The organism is Paenibacillus liaoningensis, from assembly GCF_059609455.1.
The window spans coordinates 328,731-347,717 of record NZ_JCAALU010000007.1; the positions used below are offsets into that span (position 1 = coordinate 328,731).

The 18,987-nt window shown below is 47.0% G+C and carries 19 protein-coding genes and 1 pseudogene; all 20 read right to left on the reverse strand.

All coding sequences use genetic code 11. From position 1 onward, the window contains the following. Positions 1–334 precede the first annotated feature (334 nt). Positions 335–2,017, reverse strand: a complete 1,683-nt coding sequence (locus AC6B99_RS12655; RefSeq protein ID WP_496663471.1) for a thiamine pyrophosphate-binding protein — start codon at positions 2,015–2,017, stop codon at positions 335–337. After that, complete coding sequence (locus AC6B99_RS12660) at positions 2,017–3,783, reverse strand: sensor histidine kinase (protein WP_162241932.1); 1,767 nt, start codon at positions 3,781–3,783, stop codon at positions 2,017–2,019. The genes AC6B99_RS12655 and AC6B99_RS12660 overlap by 1 nt, the downstream gene beginning before the upstream one ends. Positions 3,784–3,843: 60 nt before the next feature. Then, positions 3,844–4,734, reverse strand: a complete 891-nt coding sequence (locus tag AC6B99_RS12665) for a GGDEF domain-containing response regulator (protein ID WP_496663472.1) — start codon at positions 4,732–4,734, stop codon at positions 3,844–3,846. A gap of 29 nt (positions 4,735–4,763) precedes the next feature. Further along, a complete protein-coding gene (locus AC6B99_RS12670) occupies positions 4,764–5,753 on the reverse strand; it encodes an HD-GYP domain-containing protein (RefSeq protein WP_162241933.1) in 990 nt (329 codons plus the stop codon). A gap of 365 nt (positions 5,754–6,118) precedes the next feature. Continuing rightward, positions 6,119–6,412: a DUF3817 domain-containing protein gene (locus AC6B99_RS12675; protein WP_056040512.1), complete on the reverse strand. Its 294-nt coding sequence runs from the start codon at positions 6,410–6,412 to the stop codon at positions 6,119–6,121. A 96-nt stretch (positions 6,413–6,508) separates the two neighbouring features. Further along, positions 6,509–7,186 carry a DUF4166 domain-containing protein gene (locus AC6B99_RS12680; RefSeq protein ID WP_494879178.1) on the reverse strand — a complete coding sequence of 226 codons (678 nt, stop codon included), beginning with the start codon at positions 7,184–7,186 and terminating at the stop codon, positions 6,509–6,511. A gap of 19 nt (positions 7,187–7,205) precedes the next feature. After that, complete coding sequence (locus tag AC6B99_RS12685) at positions 7,206–8,141, reverse strand: DoxX-like family protein (RefSeq protein WP_496663473.1); 936 nt, start codon at positions 8,139–8,141, stop codon at positions 7,206–7,208. Then, positions 8,131–8,586 (reverse strand): thiol-disulfide oxidoreductase DCC family protein, encoded by a 456-nt coding sequence (locus AC6B99_RS12690; protein ID WP_063892642.1) that lies wholly within the window; start codon positions 8,584–8,586, stop codon positions 8,131–8,133. The genes AC6B99_RS12685 and AC6B99_RS12690 overlap by 11 nt, the downstream gene beginning before the upstream one ends. Positions 8,587–8,706: 120 nt before the next feature. Beyond that, positions 8,707–9,351 (reverse strand): response regulator, encoded by a 645-nt coding sequence (locus AC6B99_RS12695; protein WP_496663474.1) that lies wholly within the window; start codon positions 9,349–9,351, stop codon positions 8,707–8,709. Beyond that, the gene (locus AC6B99_RS12700) at positions 9,348–10,682 is read right to left on the reverse strand and encodes an ATP-binding protein (RefSeq protein ID WP_494860239.1); all 1,335 of its coding nucleotides are present in this window, start codon (positions 10,680–10,682) and stop codon (positions 9,348–9,350) included. The genes AC6B99_RS12695 and AC6B99_RS12700 overlap by 4 nt, the downstream gene beginning before the upstream one ends. Positions 10,683–10,752: 70 nt before the next feature. Beyond that, positions 10,753–11,961, reverse strand: coding sequence for an MFS transporter (locus AC6B99_RS12705; RefSeq protein WP_496663475.1), 1,209 nt, complete (start codon positions 11,959–11,961; stop codon positions 10,753–10,755). Positions 11,962–12,318: 357 nt separating this feature from the next. Beyond that, positions 12,319–14,615, reverse strand: a pseudogene (locus AC6B99_RS12710) (Tn3 family transposase); the annotation flags it as partial. 12 nt (positions 14,616–14,627) lie between these two features. Next, positions 14,628–14,852 carry a hypothetical protein gene (locus tag AC6B99_RS12715; protein ID WP_496663494.1) on the reverse strand — a complete coding sequence of 75 codons (225 nt, stop codon included), beginning with the start codon at positions 14,850–14,852 and terminating at the stop codon, positions 14,628–14,630. Positions 14,853–14,885: 33 nt separating this feature from the next. After that, positions 14,886–15,134: a hypothetical protein gene (locus AC6B99_RS12720; RefSeq protein WP_496663476.1), complete on the reverse strand. Its 249-nt coding sequence runs from the start codon at positions 15,132–15,134 to the stop codon at positions 14,886–14,888. A gap of 51 nt (positions 15,135–15,185) precedes the next feature. After that, on the reverse strand, positions 15,186–15,323 hold the full coding sequence (locus tag AC6B99_RS12725; RefSeq protein ID WP_200931669.1) for a hypothetical protein: 138 nt from the start codon (positions 15,321–15,323) through the stop codon (positions 15,186–15,188). 203 nt (positions 15,324–15,526) lie between these two features. Further along, a complete protein-coding gene (locus AC6B99_RS12730) occupies positions 15,527–15,796 on the reverse strand; it encodes a muconolactone Delta-isomerase family protein (RefSeq protein ID WP_056040526.1) in 270 nt (89 codons plus the stop codon). Between the two features lie 40 nt (positions 15,797–15,836). Then, positions 15,837–16,538, reverse strand: coding sequence for an SDR family oxidoreductase (locus AC6B99_RS12735; protein ID WP_056040528.1), 702 nt, complete (start codon positions 16,536–16,538; stop codon positions 15,837–15,839). A gap of 93 nt (positions 16,539–16,631) precedes the next feature. After that, positions 16,632–17,372, reverse strand: coding sequence for an SDR family NAD(P)-dependent oxidoreductase (locus tag AC6B99_RS12740; protein WP_494879172.1), 741 nt, complete (start codon positions 17,370–17,372; stop codon positions 16,632–16,634). Positions 17,373–17,623: 251 nt separating this feature from the next. Further along, entirely contained in the window at positions 17,624–17,887 is a 264-nt protein-coding gene (locus AC6B99_RS12745) for a hypothetical protein (RefSeq protein ID WP_496663477.1), read from the reverse strand. A gap of 139 nt (positions 17,888–18,026) precedes the next feature. After that, on the reverse strand, positions 18,027–18,809 hold the full coding sequence (locus tag AC6B99_RS12750; RefSeq protein ID WP_494860708.1) for an SDR family NAD(P)-dependent oxidoreductase: 783 nt from the start codon (positions 18,807–18,809) through the stop codon (positions 18,027–18,029). Positions 18,810–18,987 lie beyond the last annotated feature (178 nt).

An 18,987-nucleotide genomic window follows, 5' to 3' on the forward strand; every position in this document is an offset into this window, starting at 1 on the left:
AGGCTTTCCTGTCCGCTTAAAGCCTGAAACCGGGCCAAAATCCAGAATAGCGGAACCTCAGTCCGCCAAAAAAGGGGGAGCGGCCCCAAGTAGCTGTGTGGTCTAAGCAATCGTGTTTTCAGTAACAATCGCATGTTTTGGTTCTCAAGTCTAATTTTTGAGTCACCAGATGAGTTTGGCATCGGTTCTCCAGCAGCGAATAAGCTTAGAGCAAGGAGTTGCAGGCTGACTCCGGTTTGAATACACACCCTAGTCCACAATAAAAAACGCTAAGCCCTCATCGTCCGATGGCTTAGCGTTTTTATTTTCAGATTGACCATTTCCTGTTTGAGCCTTAATACGTCGCGCCTTGCAAAAACTTCACTCGCTCGCCCATTGGCGGAATTTCATTGCCATCCACGATAATTTCTACGACGATAGGTCCACTTTTGCCTTCAGCAAACCACTGCTGCACGTGCTCGGCTTGAAGCTGCTCCGTGGATTCAACTTGCACATGGCGGATGCCAAGCGACTGTGCGACTGCTGCAATGCTGACGCGCTGCTGCGAGAAATCGCTGAGACAACGCTCGTATTGCAGCATATGACCATGGTATACCATGCCCAGTCGAGCATTGTTAATGACTACGAAAACGATTGGCAAACCGTATTCTTTCGCCGTCATTACTTCAAGGCCATGCATGAAAAAGCAGCCGTCCCCCGTTATGCAAAGCACGGGACGATCAGGCTCTGCAAGCTTCGCACCTAGCGAGCCCGCTATGCCTGAACCCATACCGCCAAAATTAATATTAATATCGAATTGCTGCTGCTCACGAATAAGCAAATTTTGAATCGAATAGGTCATGAATTCGCCGATATCGATGTAAAAGCGGGTTTGCTCCGGAGCGTTTGCCCCAAGCAGATGGATCGCTGTACGTGTATTCCACGTCTCCATCGCCGAAGCATCCGCCGCCGCCTCTAACCGTGCAAGATGCAGCTGCTCCAGCAGCATTTTTCTCTCTGCGGTCAAACCGCTTCCGGCGTGGGCAAGCCCTGCGCTCAGTTCGCGCAATACATCTGCAATTTCACCATGCAGCGCAATGTCCGCTTCATAGCAGCGTCCAAGCTCCCGCTCATCATAATCAACATGAATAAGCTGCTTGCCTGCGGCCAGCCGTGCTTCCCAATTGCAGGTTGCAAGCTCGCCGAGGCTTGACCCCAGCACCAGAAGAAGCTTATGGCCATCGCTGTTTAGAAATTCAACCGCTTTATCATTGCCGGCCAGTCCGTACACACCAAGCGATTGCGGATGGTTCTCAGGGAACGCTCCTTTGCCCCGCGGCGTCGTGGCGACCATCCAGCCTGCCCGCTCCGCAAATTCGAGCACTTCCGCCGGGGCGCTTTTCGCTCCATGTCCGAGCAAGATTGCTCCCCGCTCGCCAACTTGCAGCACGGCTTGCAAGGCCGCGTTGATGAGCACTTTATTTACCGGTTCCATCTGCTCTTGTATTAATGGCAGCTGAGGCAGTACCATTTCGCCTATATCAGCCATTTGCAGGTCGATAGGGATTGACAGGTGCACGGGTCCCGGAACCCCGCTAATCGCCGTCCAATACGCCTCGGCAATAGCCGCTGGCAGCTCCTCCGCATTCGTTACCATTCGGCTGAGCTTTGTGACAGGCGCAAAAATCGGATCAGCTCCGAGCTCCTGTGCGCCTCCTTTGCCCAGCTTCGTCGATGGTACCGAGCCAGTGAGGAAGATGACGGGCAGCTTCTCTTTCCATGCGCTCGCTGCTGGTGTCACCAAATTAGTCGCTCCCGGGCCGCTGGAGCCCACGCAAACTGCCGGGATGCCGGTGATTCGCGTATAAGCTGCCGCCATATAGCCCGAGCTTGTCTCATGCTTGGCGACTACCGCCTGCAGCTCTGGCAAATCATATAAACAATCGTAAAGGGCATTAATCGAACCCGCAGGAATGCCAAATATATATTTAACCCCCTGCTTGATCAAAAAGCGCAGACCCGCTTCGATAGCACGCATTATCTCCGCCCCCTTTTTGGCAGCATAAACGTAAATATGGAGCCTGCTCCTTCATTACTTTCAAACCAGATTTGACCGCCATGCAGTTCGATCAGCTGCTTGGAGATAGCAAGCCCCAGCCCCGTGCCATTAATTTGATTGTTAACCTGGTAAAATTTCGTGAAAATATTTTTTTGCTTCTCAAGCGGTATGCCGATGCCATTGTCGCATACTTCCAGCTTCAAATGTTCATCGTCAGAAGAAGCACGGATCGTAATTTGGCCTTGCTGCGGCGTAAATTTCACCGAATTGGACAACAAATTCAGCAATATTTGCAAAATGCGTTCCCGATCGGCCTGAATAATCATGTCGGCCGTCTCTTCGATTTCTATTTCCAGGTTGATTTTCTTCTTATTGACCAGCGACTGGACGATCCGTGCAGCCTCATGAATTAAATCATTGAAATCGGCAACCTTGTAGCTGAGCTCAAATTTCCCATTTTCCATCTTGGCAAAATCAAGCAGCTCGTTTACCTGATTTAATAAACGTTCAATGGATCTGCCCGCCGTATCAAGCAAATCATGCTGCGCATCGTTTAATTGACCAAGCAGCCCTTTGCCCAAAATATCGACGGTGCCCTTGATTGCAGTGATTGGCGTTCTCAATTCATGCGACAGCGTTGCAATGAAATCATTTTTTAGTTCGTTTAAGTATTCGAGTTCCTTGACAAGCCCCTCCAGCTTGAAGTTCGCCTGCTGCAGCTCCATCGAGCGCTCGCTCACCGCCTGATCCAAATGCTCGGTATGCAGAGCATTAGACAAAGCCGTTGCCGTTACATCAGCAATGGAATGGCAAAACTCTATTTTGCCTTCCTCATATGCTGTAGGTTTATGAATTGACGGAATAGCAATAATGCCGAATACGCTGCCCTTGGCAACAAGCGGAATCGCGAGCAAGCTTTTAATACCAAACATTTCACACGCTTTATGATTAGGACGCTCGTCCGCAAAAACATCCGGAATGAAAATCGCCTTCTTGTGCATAATGACTTCGTAAAACAGCTTGTCGCTGTCGATGTTCAGCTTGATTACATCACGATGCTTCCCGCGCCAGTCCTCCTCCTTCACATTCAGAGAAGAGAGATGGAAAGGCTCGACTGTCCGATCCTTCTCATTGAACAGATGAATGGCAACATCATCGGAGCCGCTGGCACGCTGCATATAATAAAAGCAGGTTTTCAAAACTTCGCGCACGGACAGCGATTTGGACAGCGACTTCGTTGCATCAAGCAGCAATTGCTGCTTCTCCAGCAGCTCCTGCGACTGCTCGAACATTTGCAAATTGCGGATCGCCACGCTGGCCATATTGACGAACGCTTCCGTTACATCCATTTGCTCCTGCGTTAAATTCATAGGCTTGCCAAAGTCATGAACGAACACAAGGCCGAATATTTTATCATCGACAATAACCGGAATCCCGAGAATCGACTTGATGCTCAGCAGATTTTTTTTCGTATCGTCAATGCGATTGTCTTTGCTCGTATCGGGAATGTAGCCAATCGTACGATTCTCCATAATATCGTGAACGAAAGCGTCCTTCAATGGATCAATGATTAGCTCTGTTATATCGACAGGCATTTTATTGCCTTTATAGCCCTTGTACGTTCCATCCGGCTGCTTGAGAAAAAAGCCAACAAGGTCGGCCTGGGTAATCTCGCTCGCTATTGCATCAACAAACACTTGTAAAATTTCGGACTGCTCATATTGCGAGTTAATAATCTTGGTCATATGGAAAAGCTTCTTGAAGCTCTTTAATTCCATCACTTCACATCATCCATTCATCGTAGATTACTTCACCGTTATTTGGTGCCTGCCGCCTCGTTTTGAGCCTAATAATGCAGAGTCCGCTTGCGATATCATCTGATGAAGGGTGCTAGAGTCTAAGCTGTGTGACACTCCGATGCTAACGGAAACTTGAATCTGCTTTTGAGAAGGATGGCCGACCTGTATTTGATCAACAGCCGCAATAATGGCTTCCGCCGCCTCGAGCGCTGCCCCGCTATCCTGCAATATAACGAGAAACTCATCTCCCCCATAGCGGAAAGTCACATGCACATAAGGAGACAGCACCTGGTACAGGATGTTTCCAATGTCGCGAAGCGTCTGGTCGCCGATCATATGGCCGAAGGTGTCGTTAATCGTTTTAAAATTATCCATGTCGATCATCAGAACGGACTCATAATGCTTATCTCCGTCTTTAATTTGCTGAGCGACCACTTCCAAATATGTACGATTGTAAAGCCCCGTTAGTGCGTCCACATAAGCCAGCTCTGCAAGCTGCTCATTATCCTTCTTCAAATTGAACAGCTTCATTTTTTGCTGCAAGGCAATCGACACCTTCATCTCCAGCAAATCGAGATCATAAGGCTTGGTTAAATAATCGAATGCGCCCAGCTGAAGGCCTTCCAGCATCGCCTTCTTCTGCACATTGGCAGACAGAAAAATGATCGGCACATCAAAATCATCTTTGTCCAGCCAGCGTTTATAAACCTCAAATCCCGACAAATCCGGCATCATAACATCCAGTAAAATCAAGTCCGGCGCAACAGCGTCAATCATTTCCACCGCCTGCCTGCCGTTCTCGGCTACATAAATGTCATAATTCAGCGATGTCAAGAAAACACGGAGTATATGGATGTTGTGAGGCTCATCGTCGACAATAAAAATCCTCTTGCGCATATATGTCCCCAACCTTCTTCACTATAAAATCACTCATCCCAAACCAATCTGTCCATAATCATATGATCATCAAGCATTTGCAGAAATGCCTGCACAAGCCGCCCGTCAAACTGCTTGCCTACGTTGATTTCCAGCTGCCTGCGAACCTCGAAGACAGGCAGGGAGTGCCTGTACACTCTCGTGGAAGTCATGGCGTCGAAGGCGTCTGCCAGACTGACAATCCGCACAAGCAAAGGAATATCATCCCCGCTGAGTCCGTCCGGATAGCCACTGCCATCAATACGCTCATGATGCCAGCGTACGACAGGCAATATTTTCTGAACATCAGGCAAATCCTTGAGCAGCTCGTAACCGATTGCAGGATGCTGTTTGATGACCGAAAATTCGTCATCCGTCAGTCGATCAGGCTTGAGCAGTATCGAATCCGGTATGGCAATTTTACCAATGTCATGCAGCAGTGCCGAGATTTTGAGCTGCTCCAGCTGCTCAGCATCAACCCCTACTTTGGCGCCCAACAAAGATGCGTAGAAGGCCACATTATAACAGTGATTAAGCGTAAAGCCATCCTTCATCCGCAATGTGTTGACCAAATTTTCGTAGGATTGCTGCTTCAACACCTGTTTGCGAAAATAAATTTTCTCGATTAACTGTTCCATTTGCATTGTAACCATCTGGCAGATGTGAAGCTGCTCGTCTGTCAACTGAACTGGGGAACGGAAGCACAATAAAATTGCGCCATAGACAGAACGGTTTAGGTGAAAGGTATATAGCGATTGGAAAGTTGTCATGGACAGGAGTTTAATCGCAGGTTTGGCGCTGCTCATCGTTATACAGAGGTGCATGCCCGAGGACATGTCTGAAAATAAATCGGTGTCTATCGCCATTTGCTGCAGCAGCTTCAGATCCGTTTGATTGATTTTGAAAGAATATGGTATAAGCTTATTTCGCCCATTATCGTGCGGCAGCAATAAACAAATATGCTGGCAACCGATCAATGTCTCCAGGTATTGCCCTAACAACCCAATAGAATCCAAGATCGAATCAGAGTTTATCACACTTTTGAAAAATACTGAATTTTGCATTCATTTACCTCGGATTCTTATTCGTCATGTCTCAAATACTGGTTAAGTAAGTTTCCACACGATTTAGCGAAATCCTCTTCTTTTGGATGTATTTCCAAAAAATACTTCTTCGTTCTCTATTGGGAGTTGGATGAATCATAGAAATAACATAGCATATCTCGGTTTAATCGTACTAGTGCTTAAGACACCGTTTTTCAAAAAATTTTACTAAAAGTGCACGGCATATAAGAAAAAGTCTGGCTCCCCGAGTGCGGGGCACCAGACTGCATGTACAAATGAGACATTTATCGCATTTACCTCTATTAACGCAGCTTGCGATCCAGTAGAAATGGGCCAAATGGTACAAAGGCAGCAGCAACTGCCAAAAAAGAATGAAAGAAGGATAATTGCTTGACGAAAAAAGCGTTGGCTATGCCGATTAGATAGATGACAAACAGCCAGCCATGCAGCATCCCTGTAATTGCAACCGCTTCGTCAATGCCTGCACCGTACTTTAGCGGCATGGCAATAAAGAGCAGCACCAAAAACGAAATCCCTTCCGTTATGCCGAACAGGCGCAGCCGTCCGATCGCTGTTTTCATCGTATGGGTTGACATCTGTGTTACCTCCTGGCGAAATGATCTTCAGACACATCCTAATCATACCAGCAAGGCGGGAGAAATACGCATTCATACTTTGAACAAGTTGTGAATCTACTCCCTGCGCTCCTCGCGCAGAGGCTTCGCATCAAGCGGAATCGGCTGCTTGCCGGTATCGATGAAATAAGCCTGAAAGGAGCCCGTATAACGAAAAATCGTACCCAGCAGCGGATTGTCCACCTGCACCGAAATTCGAAATTTCTCCTGCTCATCATCATACCACTCCGTTACATTGGCTTCGCCAGTAAACAGGCGCGGAAAACGAAACTGCAGAAATCGCTCATAGAAGCGCTGCTCGCCTGAACGGATGCGAATGCCTCCTCCCGGTACGGCAGAAATATCGAGGTCTACAGCGAGATGCTGTTTCGTTCCTAAATAATCGACAATTTTATTGTTTTTTCGACTATAAATCATCGTAGCGTCGAATCTTCGTATTTTTTGCGGGAATTTGAAGGTTCTGTTCCATGTTACCGTTTCCCGGCCGAATCGGTCTGCATAGGCATAATTCCCAATCGTAAACGGAATCTGTCTGCCTCCCTGCGGGAACATAATATGGCGCGAGCTGCCAATATAAAGCGGGATGGCTACCCGCTTGCTGTACCAAATTTCCTCCATGACGCCTACGCCAATCGAAGCAATGCCTTCCGTACTGCTAAAGCCAAACCGCTCTTGAATGCGGGGATGCAGCTTTGCAAAGTCCGCTCCTAACACTTGCTCATAAATCGAAGCCATCGTAAATGTCCCCCTTCTATTATTTAGCTTTTGCCTTAGGTTTGCGTAAGCAGCGCGACGCATTGGGCAGATCCTTGCATGTCCTCCACGCTACAAAGCATAGGCCAATCATCGGAATCGTTATGGTTGCCGGATTATAGGAGGCTTGCAGCAGTTCTGGACTGTTCGCCAGAGCAACGGCCGGCAAGAGCAGAAGCAGGACCAGCTGCAAGCAATAAAGGATCGGAAAACGATGAAATACAACGAAAATAATGGCCAGCGCCGCTTCACCGAGCCCAAGAAGGACGAGCGCCTGCTGCTCCCAGCCTGAAAATAGCCCCGAGGCGTGTATTTGTGCAAGCTCTCCCGTCTCCGGGTAAAGCAGCTTGGGCACAATGCCCTGATAAAGCCATAGAACAGCGAGCAGCGCCAGGCTCACATAATGAATGAGTGCGCGCTGAATCGTTGCCGCAGGCGGAATGTGCTGCTCCAGCCATATTTTGAGCACATCGAAGCTCCAGGCGGTTGCCCAGCCGAATAACGGGCGAAATAGGAGGCGATCAAACATTTGACCGGCAGCTCCAAAGCGCGTTTGATAATCGTAGCGGGTGAGAAAAATGACGTCGTCTCCTTGCTCGGTATATTGCCAGTAGCCTCTTCCCTTGCTAATCAGCGACAGCTTCTGCTCCGAGCTGAAGGAAAGGGTAGACAGGCGGGTTTGATTTTCTTCTTTTTCTATCCACCTTGCCCGAGTCGCTCCTGTGCCCGCTATCGCAAGTCCAAAGCCGATGCGTGTTTGATAATGAAATTTCTGCATTTCTTCTTCCGTATGGCGGGGCAAATATAAAATTTCTGTAAAGCGCATATCCCACTGTACATGATTGCTCGGAATTTGCGTGTAGTTCCAAAGCGTATCCAGATCGGTATGAATGGTCGTTTCGACATAGATCGACTTATCTCTTCGCTTATTTGACATAGGGAGCTGCCTCCTCTCTTTCTTCTATTAAAAGGAATCGCTGATCTGCATTTTGAAGCAAGCAATGCTCCACTTCTCCAAACCAACCATAGCGCTTAGCCGCAATCCAATCGTAAACAACGTTTCTCAGTAAAGCAGGAAGGATTATTAGGCCATATAACAGTGGCCAAAGTCCCTTTAATTGCCGCAAGACGCGCAGTGCTGCTTCCGATTTTGTGTAGCAGCAGCCATCCTCGATCATGATGAAGGTGTCCAAGTCGCTCGGAGGCAGCAAATACGCTTCCAGCACATATTGCCCTGCTGGCGATTGCAGCGCAGCGAAGCGAAAGTAGGCTTCCGGATCACGTGCAATAACGAATTGCGAGATTTTGCTGCACAGCTGGCATTGTCCGTCAACGAGCAGCAGCGCTCGTCCTGGTTGTTTTTTTCTAGGCGCCTGCATCATGCCCCCTCCGTTCTTACTTCATTGTAGTAGTAAAAGCGAAGTTTGCTCAGTGCTAACTTTTGTAGCGGGCATACGAAAAAGGGTACTACAAATCGTAGTACCCTCCCCTCGTTTATGCGGTTATTCTTTGTATTCCTCCATGCCGGCGGTCAGCCCTTTGCGCCATACCTTCTCCACCGCTTCCTTGCGGCTGCGGACGCCAAGCTTCTTGAGCATTTTGTTCACTTGATTTTTCAGCGTGCTCTCCGCCTTATACAGCTTCTGCTCGATTTGCGTCTGCGTATAGCCCTGCTCAATCAGCTCGAATACTTCCCGTTCGGCAGACGTTAAATCCTTTAATTGCTCCTCACGCTTTAACCTGGCAAATTCCTTAAGCAGCGCCTCCATCGGTGCAGGATGATGATAAGCGCTGCGAATCGCTTCCGGCAGTTGGCGAAAATTTGTTTTTTCAATATAATTAATCGCTCCAGCCGTGAACGCCTGGGTCATCACTTCCTCCTCGCTCATTGAGGTTAGCATGATGATTTTGGCGGCGTGAATGCGATGCATTTCTACGGCCGTATAGATTCCATTTTGCTGATGGTCAGCTAATTGAATATCAAGCAATGCGACATCAAACGACAAGGTTCGAGCCAGGCTAAGCGCTTCTTCCGCCGTAGAAGCCGCCCCTACTATGAGCAAATCCGCCTCCTTGTTCAAGAAGAGCGTCATCGCCTTCACCCAATCGGGATCATCCTCTACAAGCAGCACCCGTATATGGCTCATCGAATTCCCTCCTTGATTTCCATCACTTTGCGGGCAGGAACATGCAGCAGCACTTCTGTTCCTTCATTAAGAATGCTGGACAGCTCGATCGTCCATCCGCTTTGGTGTACGACATTATACACATAAGCGAGCCCCAGTCCAAAGTTGCGGCTGCGGTTTTTCGTACTATAAAAAGGCTCCAGCGCTTGCTTCAGCTGTTCCTCATTCATTCCAGTGCCTGTGTCGCTCACGAGGAGTCGCACCGCCTTTTTGTGCGAGCTCAGCGTCACGGTTATTTCTCCAGCTATTCCTTCGGGAATCGCTTCAATCGCATTTTGCACCAGATTATTCATGGCTTCCAGCAGGTGAAGCGGATCGCACAGCACGGTTGGCCTACATAACGAATGCAGCTTGAGCCGAATGGGCCTTCCTTCCACCTGCTGCTGCTGCAAGCAGCGCTCGACCAGCTCATCCAAACGGACAGGCTGCTCGCGCAGCACAATGCTTCTAGTCTGGCTGTGAATGCTCGTCACCATCGCAAGCATATGGCTTGAAGCCGTTTCAATGATGCGCAGCTGCTCCGCTGCCTCAGGCGATTGGGCTGATAGCTCGCTTTTTAAATTTTCTGTGCTGATCGCGATTTTCCCGATTTCGTTCTTAATCGTATGGTTAAGTATCGTCGTCCCGGAACTGACCGCCTTGCGAGTGCTTTCCCACTGATCGCGTTCAAACCGCAGCTTGACGCCAAGCACGCCATAAGCAAATGTACATAACACAGCTACAGTAAGCGAATAAAAGATGAAGAGCGAAATGTAACGGAAATAATCGAATGCAGGCGAAATGACGTTCGCTACATTAATAAGAACAAGCACCGCCAGCAGCGTCGGCACCATAATAAGGGCAATTATAAAGCGATTCCGCTTCCGGCGGCTATTTTCCTCGCTCCATAGCGAGACGAGCAGCAAATAGCAGGAGGCTAAATAATAAGGCGCTGTCCAGGCTAGCAATATAGGGTAATCCAGCTCCAGCCTTGGAGTGATCGGCGTGAACAGCAGCATGCCGACTACAGGAAGCAGCAGCAGTCCTTTAAGCAGCAGGCGCATCTTCTCGTTCGCCACTTTATCGGAATAAACGATGCTGAATACCAGTACGCCGTAAGGCGTGAACGTGTGATTCATCATTTGAACGAGATGCGCTAACGTATTCATTTCTGCTGCGGCAAGCGTATCTGCCAGCCCGCCTATGGACGCAAATCCGAGAAAAAAAGCGGCCCAGCGATTCGACTCGCTCCTCGGATTTGTCAGCAGCAGCAGTAAAGCAGCGGCAAGCAGCGCTGCAAAATAATAAAGCATACGGTATCCTTCCCCAAAAAAGCGTGTGATCGCTTTATTTTACCATAATTCATCGATTAAGGTCCTATTTTCAAACCTGCGTTGACGCTTTTGAAACACTTGGCCTTGCCCTATTCCCGAGTTTTACCGTAAAGACGGCAATAACAAAGATGAACGCGCTTATGCTGTAAACAAGGGGCAGCGTCAAGGCTGCCATTAATACGCCGGATAGCGACATTCCGATGACCATCATGCCGGTAAACATGGGCGTAATCGTTCCTCCTACCCGGCCGATGAAGGCTGCATCGGTATTTTGAAGAATAATGGTGTTAATGCCCACCTGAATAAGCGGAACACAGAAGCCGCCGACCATAAGAGAAGCGAGCGTTAGCGGAATGCTCTCCGACCATCCGGTGCCCAGCGTAGCCAGTGCACTTGCCGACAAGCCGAATAGGAGCAGCTTGCGCGTACTTGCCTTTTTCCCGATCGACATAACCACACCTCCGCCAACTAGCATCGCCGCCCCGCTAACCACTAATAAATACTGTAAAAACGACTTATCCTGTCCTAGATTATCGATAGCAATAAACAAAGCCAGCGGCTGGGTAAGTCCAGAAGCGAGGCCGGTTGCTGCAAACGTGAGTCCCAGAGAGCGCAGGGCATGCTGGCCCCATACATAATGAAGTCCCGCCGTAAGCTCTTGCCTGAAGCTCGCTGCCTGCTGTGTACGCTCTGATTGTGCATCGCGCGGCAGAAGCATCAATATGACTGCTGAGCCGCAAAACAGCGCCGCTGCAGCCGTAATCGCCACCTCAATGCCATAGTGCTGATATACAAATGTACCGAGCAGCGGTCCTATAACCATAAATACAGCCATTATGGTCTGATACATGCCCATCATAGCTTGCAGCTGATCTTGTGGTACATGCTGCTTGAACAGCTTCATGCCTGATGGCTGGGAAAATTGCGACAGCACGGCCGAAACTAGCGTCGTCAGCAGCAGTCCTTGCCATGAGCCGCTAAGCAATGCGATCCATACGCCGAGGACGGAAAAAGCGGACAAGAAATCGCAGCCGATCATCGTCCGTTTAGGCTTCCAGCGGTCTGCAAACGTGCCGCCAATGATGGCAAAGACAAAAATCGGCGCAAACTCTGCCACCGAAATAAGCGATACGGCTGAGGGATCGTTGTTCGTGACTTCCGTCACATACAGCAAGATCGCAAAGTTCCTAATCCAAATACCCAATTGGAGCAAAACTCTGGACAGGATGATCGTACGGAAAAATCGATTACTAAACATCTTTGCAACTCCTCTAGATTTTTATTAGACAAAATTAAGTTTTGTTTGTCTATTAATTAGACATGATATTATTTAGTTTGGTTTTAGTCAATAACTTTGTTTTAGCTGGTTATCGTCACCCCGTCAAATTTGCCCGCTAAATGCAAAAAAACTGCCGCTGTGACCTGTTCGGTCATAGCGGCAGTTTGCCGTTGTGTGGCTATATGATTGGCAAAAAGCAATAGCTTGCGTTAGTCCTCGATGGGGTCCCGCCAACATTTTAACGAAAATATACGCTAAGCCTTCGGATCTGACTGGCTTAGCGTTTTTTCTTACTCTAAGCCCAATAGTCCGGGCGGCATAACCCGAACCAACCGGTCATTCAACTTCCTGTTGTTTCAGCGGTCGTAATGAATTGAGAGACGTACTCTGCCTGAAATTGAATTTGTATTCGCCTAAGAAATTGATGTGCTCCCATCCGAGTGGAGAAATGTGGTTTAGTAGTTCTTCCTGAAGCTTTCCTTGCTTTTTGCGGTGTTCTGTTGCTTGCTGGAGATAGACGGTATTCCAAACGCTAATTGCATTGATGATAATGTTCAACGCACTTGCCCTTTGGAGTTGGTCTTGAAGCGCCCGTTCTCGTAGCTCTCCATGTTTGCCGAAAAAGATCGCTCTGGCAAGAGCGTTCATGGCTTCCCCTTTGTTCAACCCCCGGTGGATTCTTCGACGTAGTGCCTCACTTGAAAGGTGATCCAGGATGAATATTGTTTTTTCGATTCGGCCCATTTCGCGGAGCGTGGTGGCCAAACTATTTTGTCTTGCGTAGGAACCGATTTTCCCCATAATGAGTGATGCCGAAACGGTTCCTTCCTGGATGGAGTGAGCCAGCCGGAGAACATCGTCGTAGTTCTCCTGAATGATCCTTGTTTTGATCTGTCCGCGCAGCAATTTCTCCAATTTGGGGAAATCAGAAGGTTTACCGATAGAGTAGAGCTTGGAATCAGCCAAGTCACGTAAACGCGGCGCAAAGCGAAAACCAAGTAAATGCGTTAAACCAAAGACCTGGTCGGTGTAACCGGCTGTATCTGTATAATGCTCCTCGATGGCCAAATCCGTTTCATGGTGGAGCAAACCGTCGATGACATGTACGGCATCCCGCGCGTTCGTATTGATGACTTTCGTGTAAAACGTGGAGAATTGATCACTTACGAATCGATAAATCGTAGCTCCTTTTCCGGTCCCATAGTGGGGGTTGGCGTCTGCATGAAGCGCCGAAACACCGATCTGGACACGCATTCCATCAGATGAAGAGGTAGTCCGTAGAGAGAAAGACTGAAATTCCGGGATTCATCGGGAGAATCTTTCACCAATCGGTCGATGTGCAATTTCCCATTCTCCAAATTAACGCCATCCAGCTCGTCGATATGGTCCGAAACCCAGTTTAATCTTTGAAGAAGTGATTCAGTCCGTTCTTCAAGATATTCCTTTGCGGACAAACTAACGGCAATCTTTGTAGCGTTAGGATTGATGCTATTCCAATCCGCTTTCGGTACAAGGTACTCCTCGAAGTCCTTATGCTGACGGCTTCCGACAATGGATACGTCCCCGGAACGAACGTAATTCCGCAGCTCTGTCAGGACAGCCATTTCGTAATAATGCCGGTTGATCGTTCCGTCATCGTCGTAAACGTGCTTTTGCCAGCGGTTGGATACGAAGTTCAGCGGTGCGCCTTCCGGAACCTTTCGCTTTCCGGTTTCATTCATATCCCGGATGATATCGACCGCCTTCATTAGCGGCTCTGCCGACTTGATTGACCTAAACGCCAACGATTTTAGCAGCGTTGGCGTGTATTTCCGGAGCGCATAGAATTTCTTTTCCAGCAAGTCCAAATAGTCGTAATCTACGGGCCGCGCCAGCCGTTTAGCTTCTTCTACAGATGCGACGATCTGCTCCCACGGCATAACGGCATCAAGCGCAACGAACGGATCAATACCTTCACTTCGAGCCTTAATAAGAGCGGCTCCAAGATCGGCAAAATGAACAACCTTTTCGATGATCGATTTACCGTTTTGTTTTTGAAGTTCCTCTTGGGCTTTTCTCCCTTTGGAAAGCAGTATCATGATTTGCCGGTCGTGAATCTCGAAAGACAAGTCTGTCAAATCCTGAATTAATTCCAATAGGTACGCTACTAAAATTGCGTACTTTTTTGGATCATTAAAGCGGCGGAAGGAATGGGGTTCGTAACGCGTACCAATTTTAGAAAGCTGCCGCAGCCGGTTCGGATGGATGCCTTTCGTATCGACTTGCAGCTGCAAATCCCGTATGTATTCAAGCTTTTCAATAACCTTCAAAAAGGAATCCGGAGAGCTGGCACCTGGGATTTCCCTTAACCATGCCAAGTATGTTTTGCTGCTTTCCGGCATGGTGGTTAAGACGCGATCCAGCTTAACAATTTGTAATTCTGTCAATGAACTGCTGAGCATCCTGAATATTTTTTCTTCTGCCCGTTTGCGAGTTTGCCAAACTGCTCTTTCAATCGTGGCCATTGAGGGTAGAATGATTTTACGTTTACGTAAATCTTCGAGTGCGAGCTGAATCAGGTGTAGGGGATTACCGTTTGCCATGGCATGGCTAAAAAGACGCTTGCACAAAGAACGATACTCGCTCGAGACGTAAAGCACGTTCGGTTAATCGATCACCGGTTTTCTCCGATGGAAACAGATAATGACTGTCCGGAGTGAGTTCTGCAGATATTTTTCTAAAGCAGTTCTACACGTAGCGTTCAAAGAAACTTCTCGCTGTTTATTCCTTTTTCCGGAGCGGACCGTAAGCTGGCCGCTGCGTTTACCGATTTGAATATCTCCTGGAGCCAGGTCACACACTTCCATTGTCCATAAGCCGGTGTGAAACATCACGATTAGAATCGTCTGATCCCGTAAAGAACCTCAGTATTCAGCCGCAGCGATCAGTGCAGCTTCTTCTTTGTCTGCTTTGTCTGTCATCTGTCTAGGGCTTACCTTTTCCTCCGGGACCAATTTGACTGGCTTCGAAGGGTCGCGACGAATTTTGGATTCCTGCGTGGCCCACTCGAAAAAACGTTTCAGGGTTATAAGCCGCCGGTTAATGGTCGTCGGTTTCAATTCCATTATTTTTTGTGCAGCTTCCCGGTATCGTGTTAATGTTGGAGTAGCCACATCTTCAATTTGAAATATGACCTCTTCCTCTTGGTGGTCGGCTGTCTCAAACTAGCCAATAAAATGCTTCAAGTCGCTTGCGTACTCTTTCAATGTTTTGGGATTCAAATCTTCGTGGGTGGTGAGAGCGTGAATAAAGTCCTGAATCGTCTGCTCGCCCTGTTCCGAAATCCCGGTCGCCTCTCTCATTAGCAAAGCCTCCAAATCTTGACTTACATTAGCGGACATCAACTATAGGCTCTGAAAACATCAAATGACCGCTAATCTTAATTAGCGGTCATTAATTAGATTCTAAATTTTTTTCAACTTCATATGTTGCAACTAGTTTAAACTGAGAGATTAGGCATTATTTATGGCTCTTTTAAAAAGTCTGATTCCGGTACTACTTTCGTTTACGCCTGGTTCGTATCGTCGATCAGTTGGGTATGTTCTATTTTCATGAATTTATATAACGGCAATGATTTCAAAGCCGTTTTTAATTCGTCAACGCTGTCAGCAATACAAAGGGACCAATGCTCATCCCTTGTGTGGGAGAGATAAAACGTGTTGATCAGCCCCTGTTCCACTAATTCGGCAAATCGTGTTTGTTCCGCAGGTAACAGTTCAGCAATTTCTTCCTTTGATGCTGCTGGATCAATTTTGACATGAACGAGAAAACGCATGTTGTATCCCTCCTAAGCATTACTTTACTACTTGAAAATTCTATTGAAACAATTGCGGGTATAGGGAAGGTACTCCTCCGGCAAGGCCTTGTTGTAAATTCCGGCTCGTATCATCAGCAATAATCTCGTATAGATCAGCTTCGATTCCATCAATCGCGATCTTGGCGATTTCCTTTGGACTAGCCTTAGGTGCTTCGATACCAGCTGTCAGATCCGTGTCCATGAACGCTACGTGCAATCCGGCAACCTTAATGTTTTTAGGGGCTAACTCCAAGCGTAATGCATTTGTTGCTCCCCATTGAGCAGATTTTGCTGCTGAATACGCGCCTGAATCACCGGTATTGAACCAAGATAATGCAGATAGGATATTCAGGATCGAGCCTCCTCCATTTTTTTCAATAACGGGTGCAAAAGCACGAACCATTGAAATTGTGCCGAAAACATTGGTGTTGAATTCAACATGAATATCTTCCAGTTCACCTGCGAAAAGGGAAGCACCCGTTGCGGTACCAGCATTGTTGATCAGAAGGGTTGCATCCCCAGCTACCTCGGCCGCTGCCATGACGGATTTCGGATCAGTAATATCGAGCTGCAGCGGAATAGCACCTGGCAGATCGACTGATGCTGGGTTTCTTGCTCCAGCGTATACTTTGGCTCCTCTTGCTAGAAGCTCAAGAGCCAATTGTTTACCTAAACCACGATTTGAACCACTGACAATAGCAACTTGTTTTGAAATATTCATTTTTTATTTCTCCTTTGTTTTTAGAATTATCGTTCTTGAATTTTTGTGCACGCCTTCATTGTATACATCTGCGTGCTTTACCATACAAGTAAATTACTGACCAGACAGCATATCGTTAACTTGGTTTACAAGAACGCTCTCGTTCGGGCCCGGATTGTTACGATACATTTTCGCTGACTCCACCAGAACTTCATTCGTATCTGTACCAAGTACCTTCATCGTTTCTTCAATGAATGCTGTAAGTGGCATCGCATTGGGATCGTAATTGATCATTTGTGTTTGAACCAATGGCGGCGCAATCTCCAGTACTTTCACCGATGTGTCTTTCAGAATGTAGCGCTGGGTGAGTGTATAGGAATGAAGCGCTGCTTTTGTCGCAGAATATACAGCCCCCTGCGCCACGGGTACGAATCCGAGTATTGAAGTCGTATTGATGATATAAGCTTCTTTTTTGGATTTCAAATGTTCCTGCAATGCAGCCGCCATACGGATTGGACCAAGCAGGTTGGTGGTGACTGTTTGAACCAGTATATCTTCGTCAACCAACCCCGACGGATCTTCAGGCGTATACATACCGGCGTTGTTAAACAATACATTAAGATCTGGGTATTCCTTCATTAAGTGCTGGGCAACTGAGTTTACGCTTGCGGGGTCTTGTATATTCAGCTCCACTGCAGACATGCCAGGGTTCGCTTGAATGGTCTCCTCTAGACGCTCTTTACTCCGTCCTGAGATAATAACTTTGTTTCCAAGTTTGTGAAATGCCTCTGCTAGCCCTCGTCCAATTCCTGAACCGCCGCCTGTGATAAAAATCGTGTTGCCTGTTAATTTCATTTTCTTATCCTCCTTAGTTTATAACTATAGTATCTATTGCTTTCTCGTTTAAATGAACCAGGGTTTTGCTTCTGCCCATCGTTTTGAGAACAATGATTCTAGTTATCCCAAAAAAATATTTATAAAGCCTATGGCCTACTCTCAGAAATCATATTCTCTGAACTTTGTTTTCCTCTCATTCTGAAATTACTATAGCATAATGAGAACGTTCGGTAAAGATTTTTTTCACTCCTCATATTATTCCCTGAACCTTAAATTCTTTTAGCTAACCAGTCGACTGCTCCTTCCATAGAATCAAAGTTTTTAGTTGTATAACTTCCCTTAAGCTCAGAATCAAGTCGTTTTAAAATGGATCTAGCTACTGCCTTTTCTGGCGTAATTAAAGCCATATATTTCAACCCAGCTTCTTCTGCTTTTGGAAACCAGACTTCAGAGAACCATTGCTGATCCGCTCCTGTAATTGCTGAGAATTTTAATGTATTTGCAATAGATTTAATAGATTTTTTAGCGACCAATAACTCTAAACTTTTGTTCTGATACACTAGATTTATAAATATATAAAATCCTATATCGTTATTCCCGTCGAATATGGTGAACAAAACAAATTAGATGTACCTTAACAGACCCTATTGATCCATTGTCTAGTGATCTAGATCAACGATCTACATGTTCTGTACGTGCTCTTATTTGACCCGTCATTATTTTCCGAGGTAAAAACCGAGGTAGAGATGTAATGAACCGATGAATTGCACCTGGGATGATGAGTGTCTTGCCACGCAAGAAATCGCGATACGCCTCATCTGCCACCATTCCGACTTCCATCACACCGCTTTGGTACAATTTGGATGATCCTACATCTGAACGGTCTACGAAACCAGTTGCCGTTGGGCCGGGGCATAAAACCGTGACAGTCACACCCGTTCCAGTCAGTTCATTCTCAAGCGCTTCTGTGAATGAAAGAACATATGCCTTCGTAGCGAAGTATACTGCCATTAATGGCCCCGGGTAAAAAGCTGCTACCGAAGCCACATTCATTACGCCCCCTTGGCGCCGCTTAACCATGTCCGGTAAGAACAACTTCGTCATAATCGTTAAAGCTTTGATATTGACATCAATCATATTCATTTCTTGTTCCAAATCTGTTTCCAAGAATGACCCATACAAGCCAAAGCCCGCATTATTGACCAGATAGTCGACATTGATTCCTTCCTTTTTAAGATCGGCAGAAATTTCTTCGGCCACACCAGGCAACGATACATCCTTTGCAAATACCTTAACGTGAACACCGTATCTTTCCCTATATCCTTTTGCCAATTCTATTAGCTTAGCCTCGCTTCTTGCCACGAGAACCATGTTGTTACCATCTTTAGCAAAACGATCTGCTAACTCTTTTCCAATTCCACCTGAAGCGCCAGTAATAAGTACAGTTTTTTTTATCTTAAATCCACCTTTTATTGTAAGTGTGTGAATTGATCACAATTTAGTAAAATTTATTTCCACCGAAGGTCCTGGTTACGTCGAACCATTCCCTTTGTTTGCGGCGCTTGTTACAAGTGCTATTCATTTGCTCCTCATTGATGCCATTTTTAGAACTAACATTCTAAAGAGGAGAATG

Excerpts from the sequence above, each read along its gene's own strand:
- AC6B99_RS12660 (WP_162241932.1), bottom strand. The coding sequence starts at position 3,783 with ATGACCAAGATTATTAACTCGCAATATGAGCAGTCCGAAATTTTACAA.
- AC6B99_RS12715 (WP_496663494.1), bottom strand. The coding sequence starts at position 14,852 with ATGTTTCACACCGGCTTATGGACAATGGAAGTGTGTGACCTGGCTCCA.
- AC6B99_RS12730 (WP_056040526.1), bottom strand. The coding sequence starts at position 15,796 with ATGCGTTTTCTCGTTCATGTCAAAATTGATCCAGCAGCATCAAAGGAA.
- AC6B99_RS12665 (WP_496663472.1), bottom strand. The coding sequence starts at position 4,734 with ATGCGCAAGAGGATTTTTATTGTCGACGATGAGCCTCACAACATCCAT.
- AC6B99_RS12695 (WP_496663474.1), bottom strand. The coding sequence starts at position 9,351 with ATGAGCCATATACGGGTGCTGCTTGTAGAGGATGATCCCGATTGGGTG.
- AC6B99_RS12675 (WP_056040512.1), bottom strand. The coding sequence starts at position 6,412 with ATGTCAACCCATACGATGAAAACAGCGATCGGACGGCTGCGCCTGTTC.
- AC6B99_RS12700 (WP_494860239.1), bottom strand. The coding sequence starts at position 10,682 with ATGCTTTATTATTTTGCAGCGCTGCTTGCCGCTGCTTTACTGCTGCTG.
- AC6B99_RS12680 (WP_494879178.1), bottom strand. The coding sequence starts at position 7,186 with ATGGCTTCGATTTATGAGCAAGTGTTAGGAGCGGACTTTGCAAAGCTG.
- AC6B99_RS12735 (WP_056040528.1), bottom strand. The coding sequence starts at position 16,538 with ATGAATATTTCAAAACAAGTTGCTATTGTCAGTGGTTCAAATCGTGGT.
- AC6B99_RS12690 (WP_063892642.1), bottom strand. The coding sequence starts at position 8,586 with ATGATGCAGGCGCCTAGAAAAAAACAACCAGGACGAGCGCTGCTGCTC.
- AC6B99_RS12705 (WP_496663475.1), bottom strand. The coding sequence starts at position 11,961 with ATGTTTAGTAATCGATTTTTCCGTACGATCATCCTGTCCAGAGTTTTG.
- AC6B99_RS12655 (WP_496663471.1), bottom strand. The coding sequence starts at position 2,017 with ATGCGTGCTATCGAAGCGGGTCTGCGCTTTTTGATCAAGCAGGGGGTT.
- AC6B99_RS12685 (WP_496663473.1), bottom strand. The coding sequence starts at position 8,141 with ATGTCAAATAAGCGAAGAGATAAGTCGATCTATGTCGAAACGACCATT.
- AC6B99_RS12725 (WP_200931669.1), bottom strand. The coding sequence starts at position 15,323 with ATGAGAGAGGCGACCGGGATTTCGGAACAGGGCGAGCAGACGATTCAG.
- AC6B99_RS12740 (WP_494879172.1), bottom strand. The coding sequence starts at position 17,372 with ATGAAATTAACAGGCAACACGATTTTTATCACAGGCGGCGGTTCAGGA.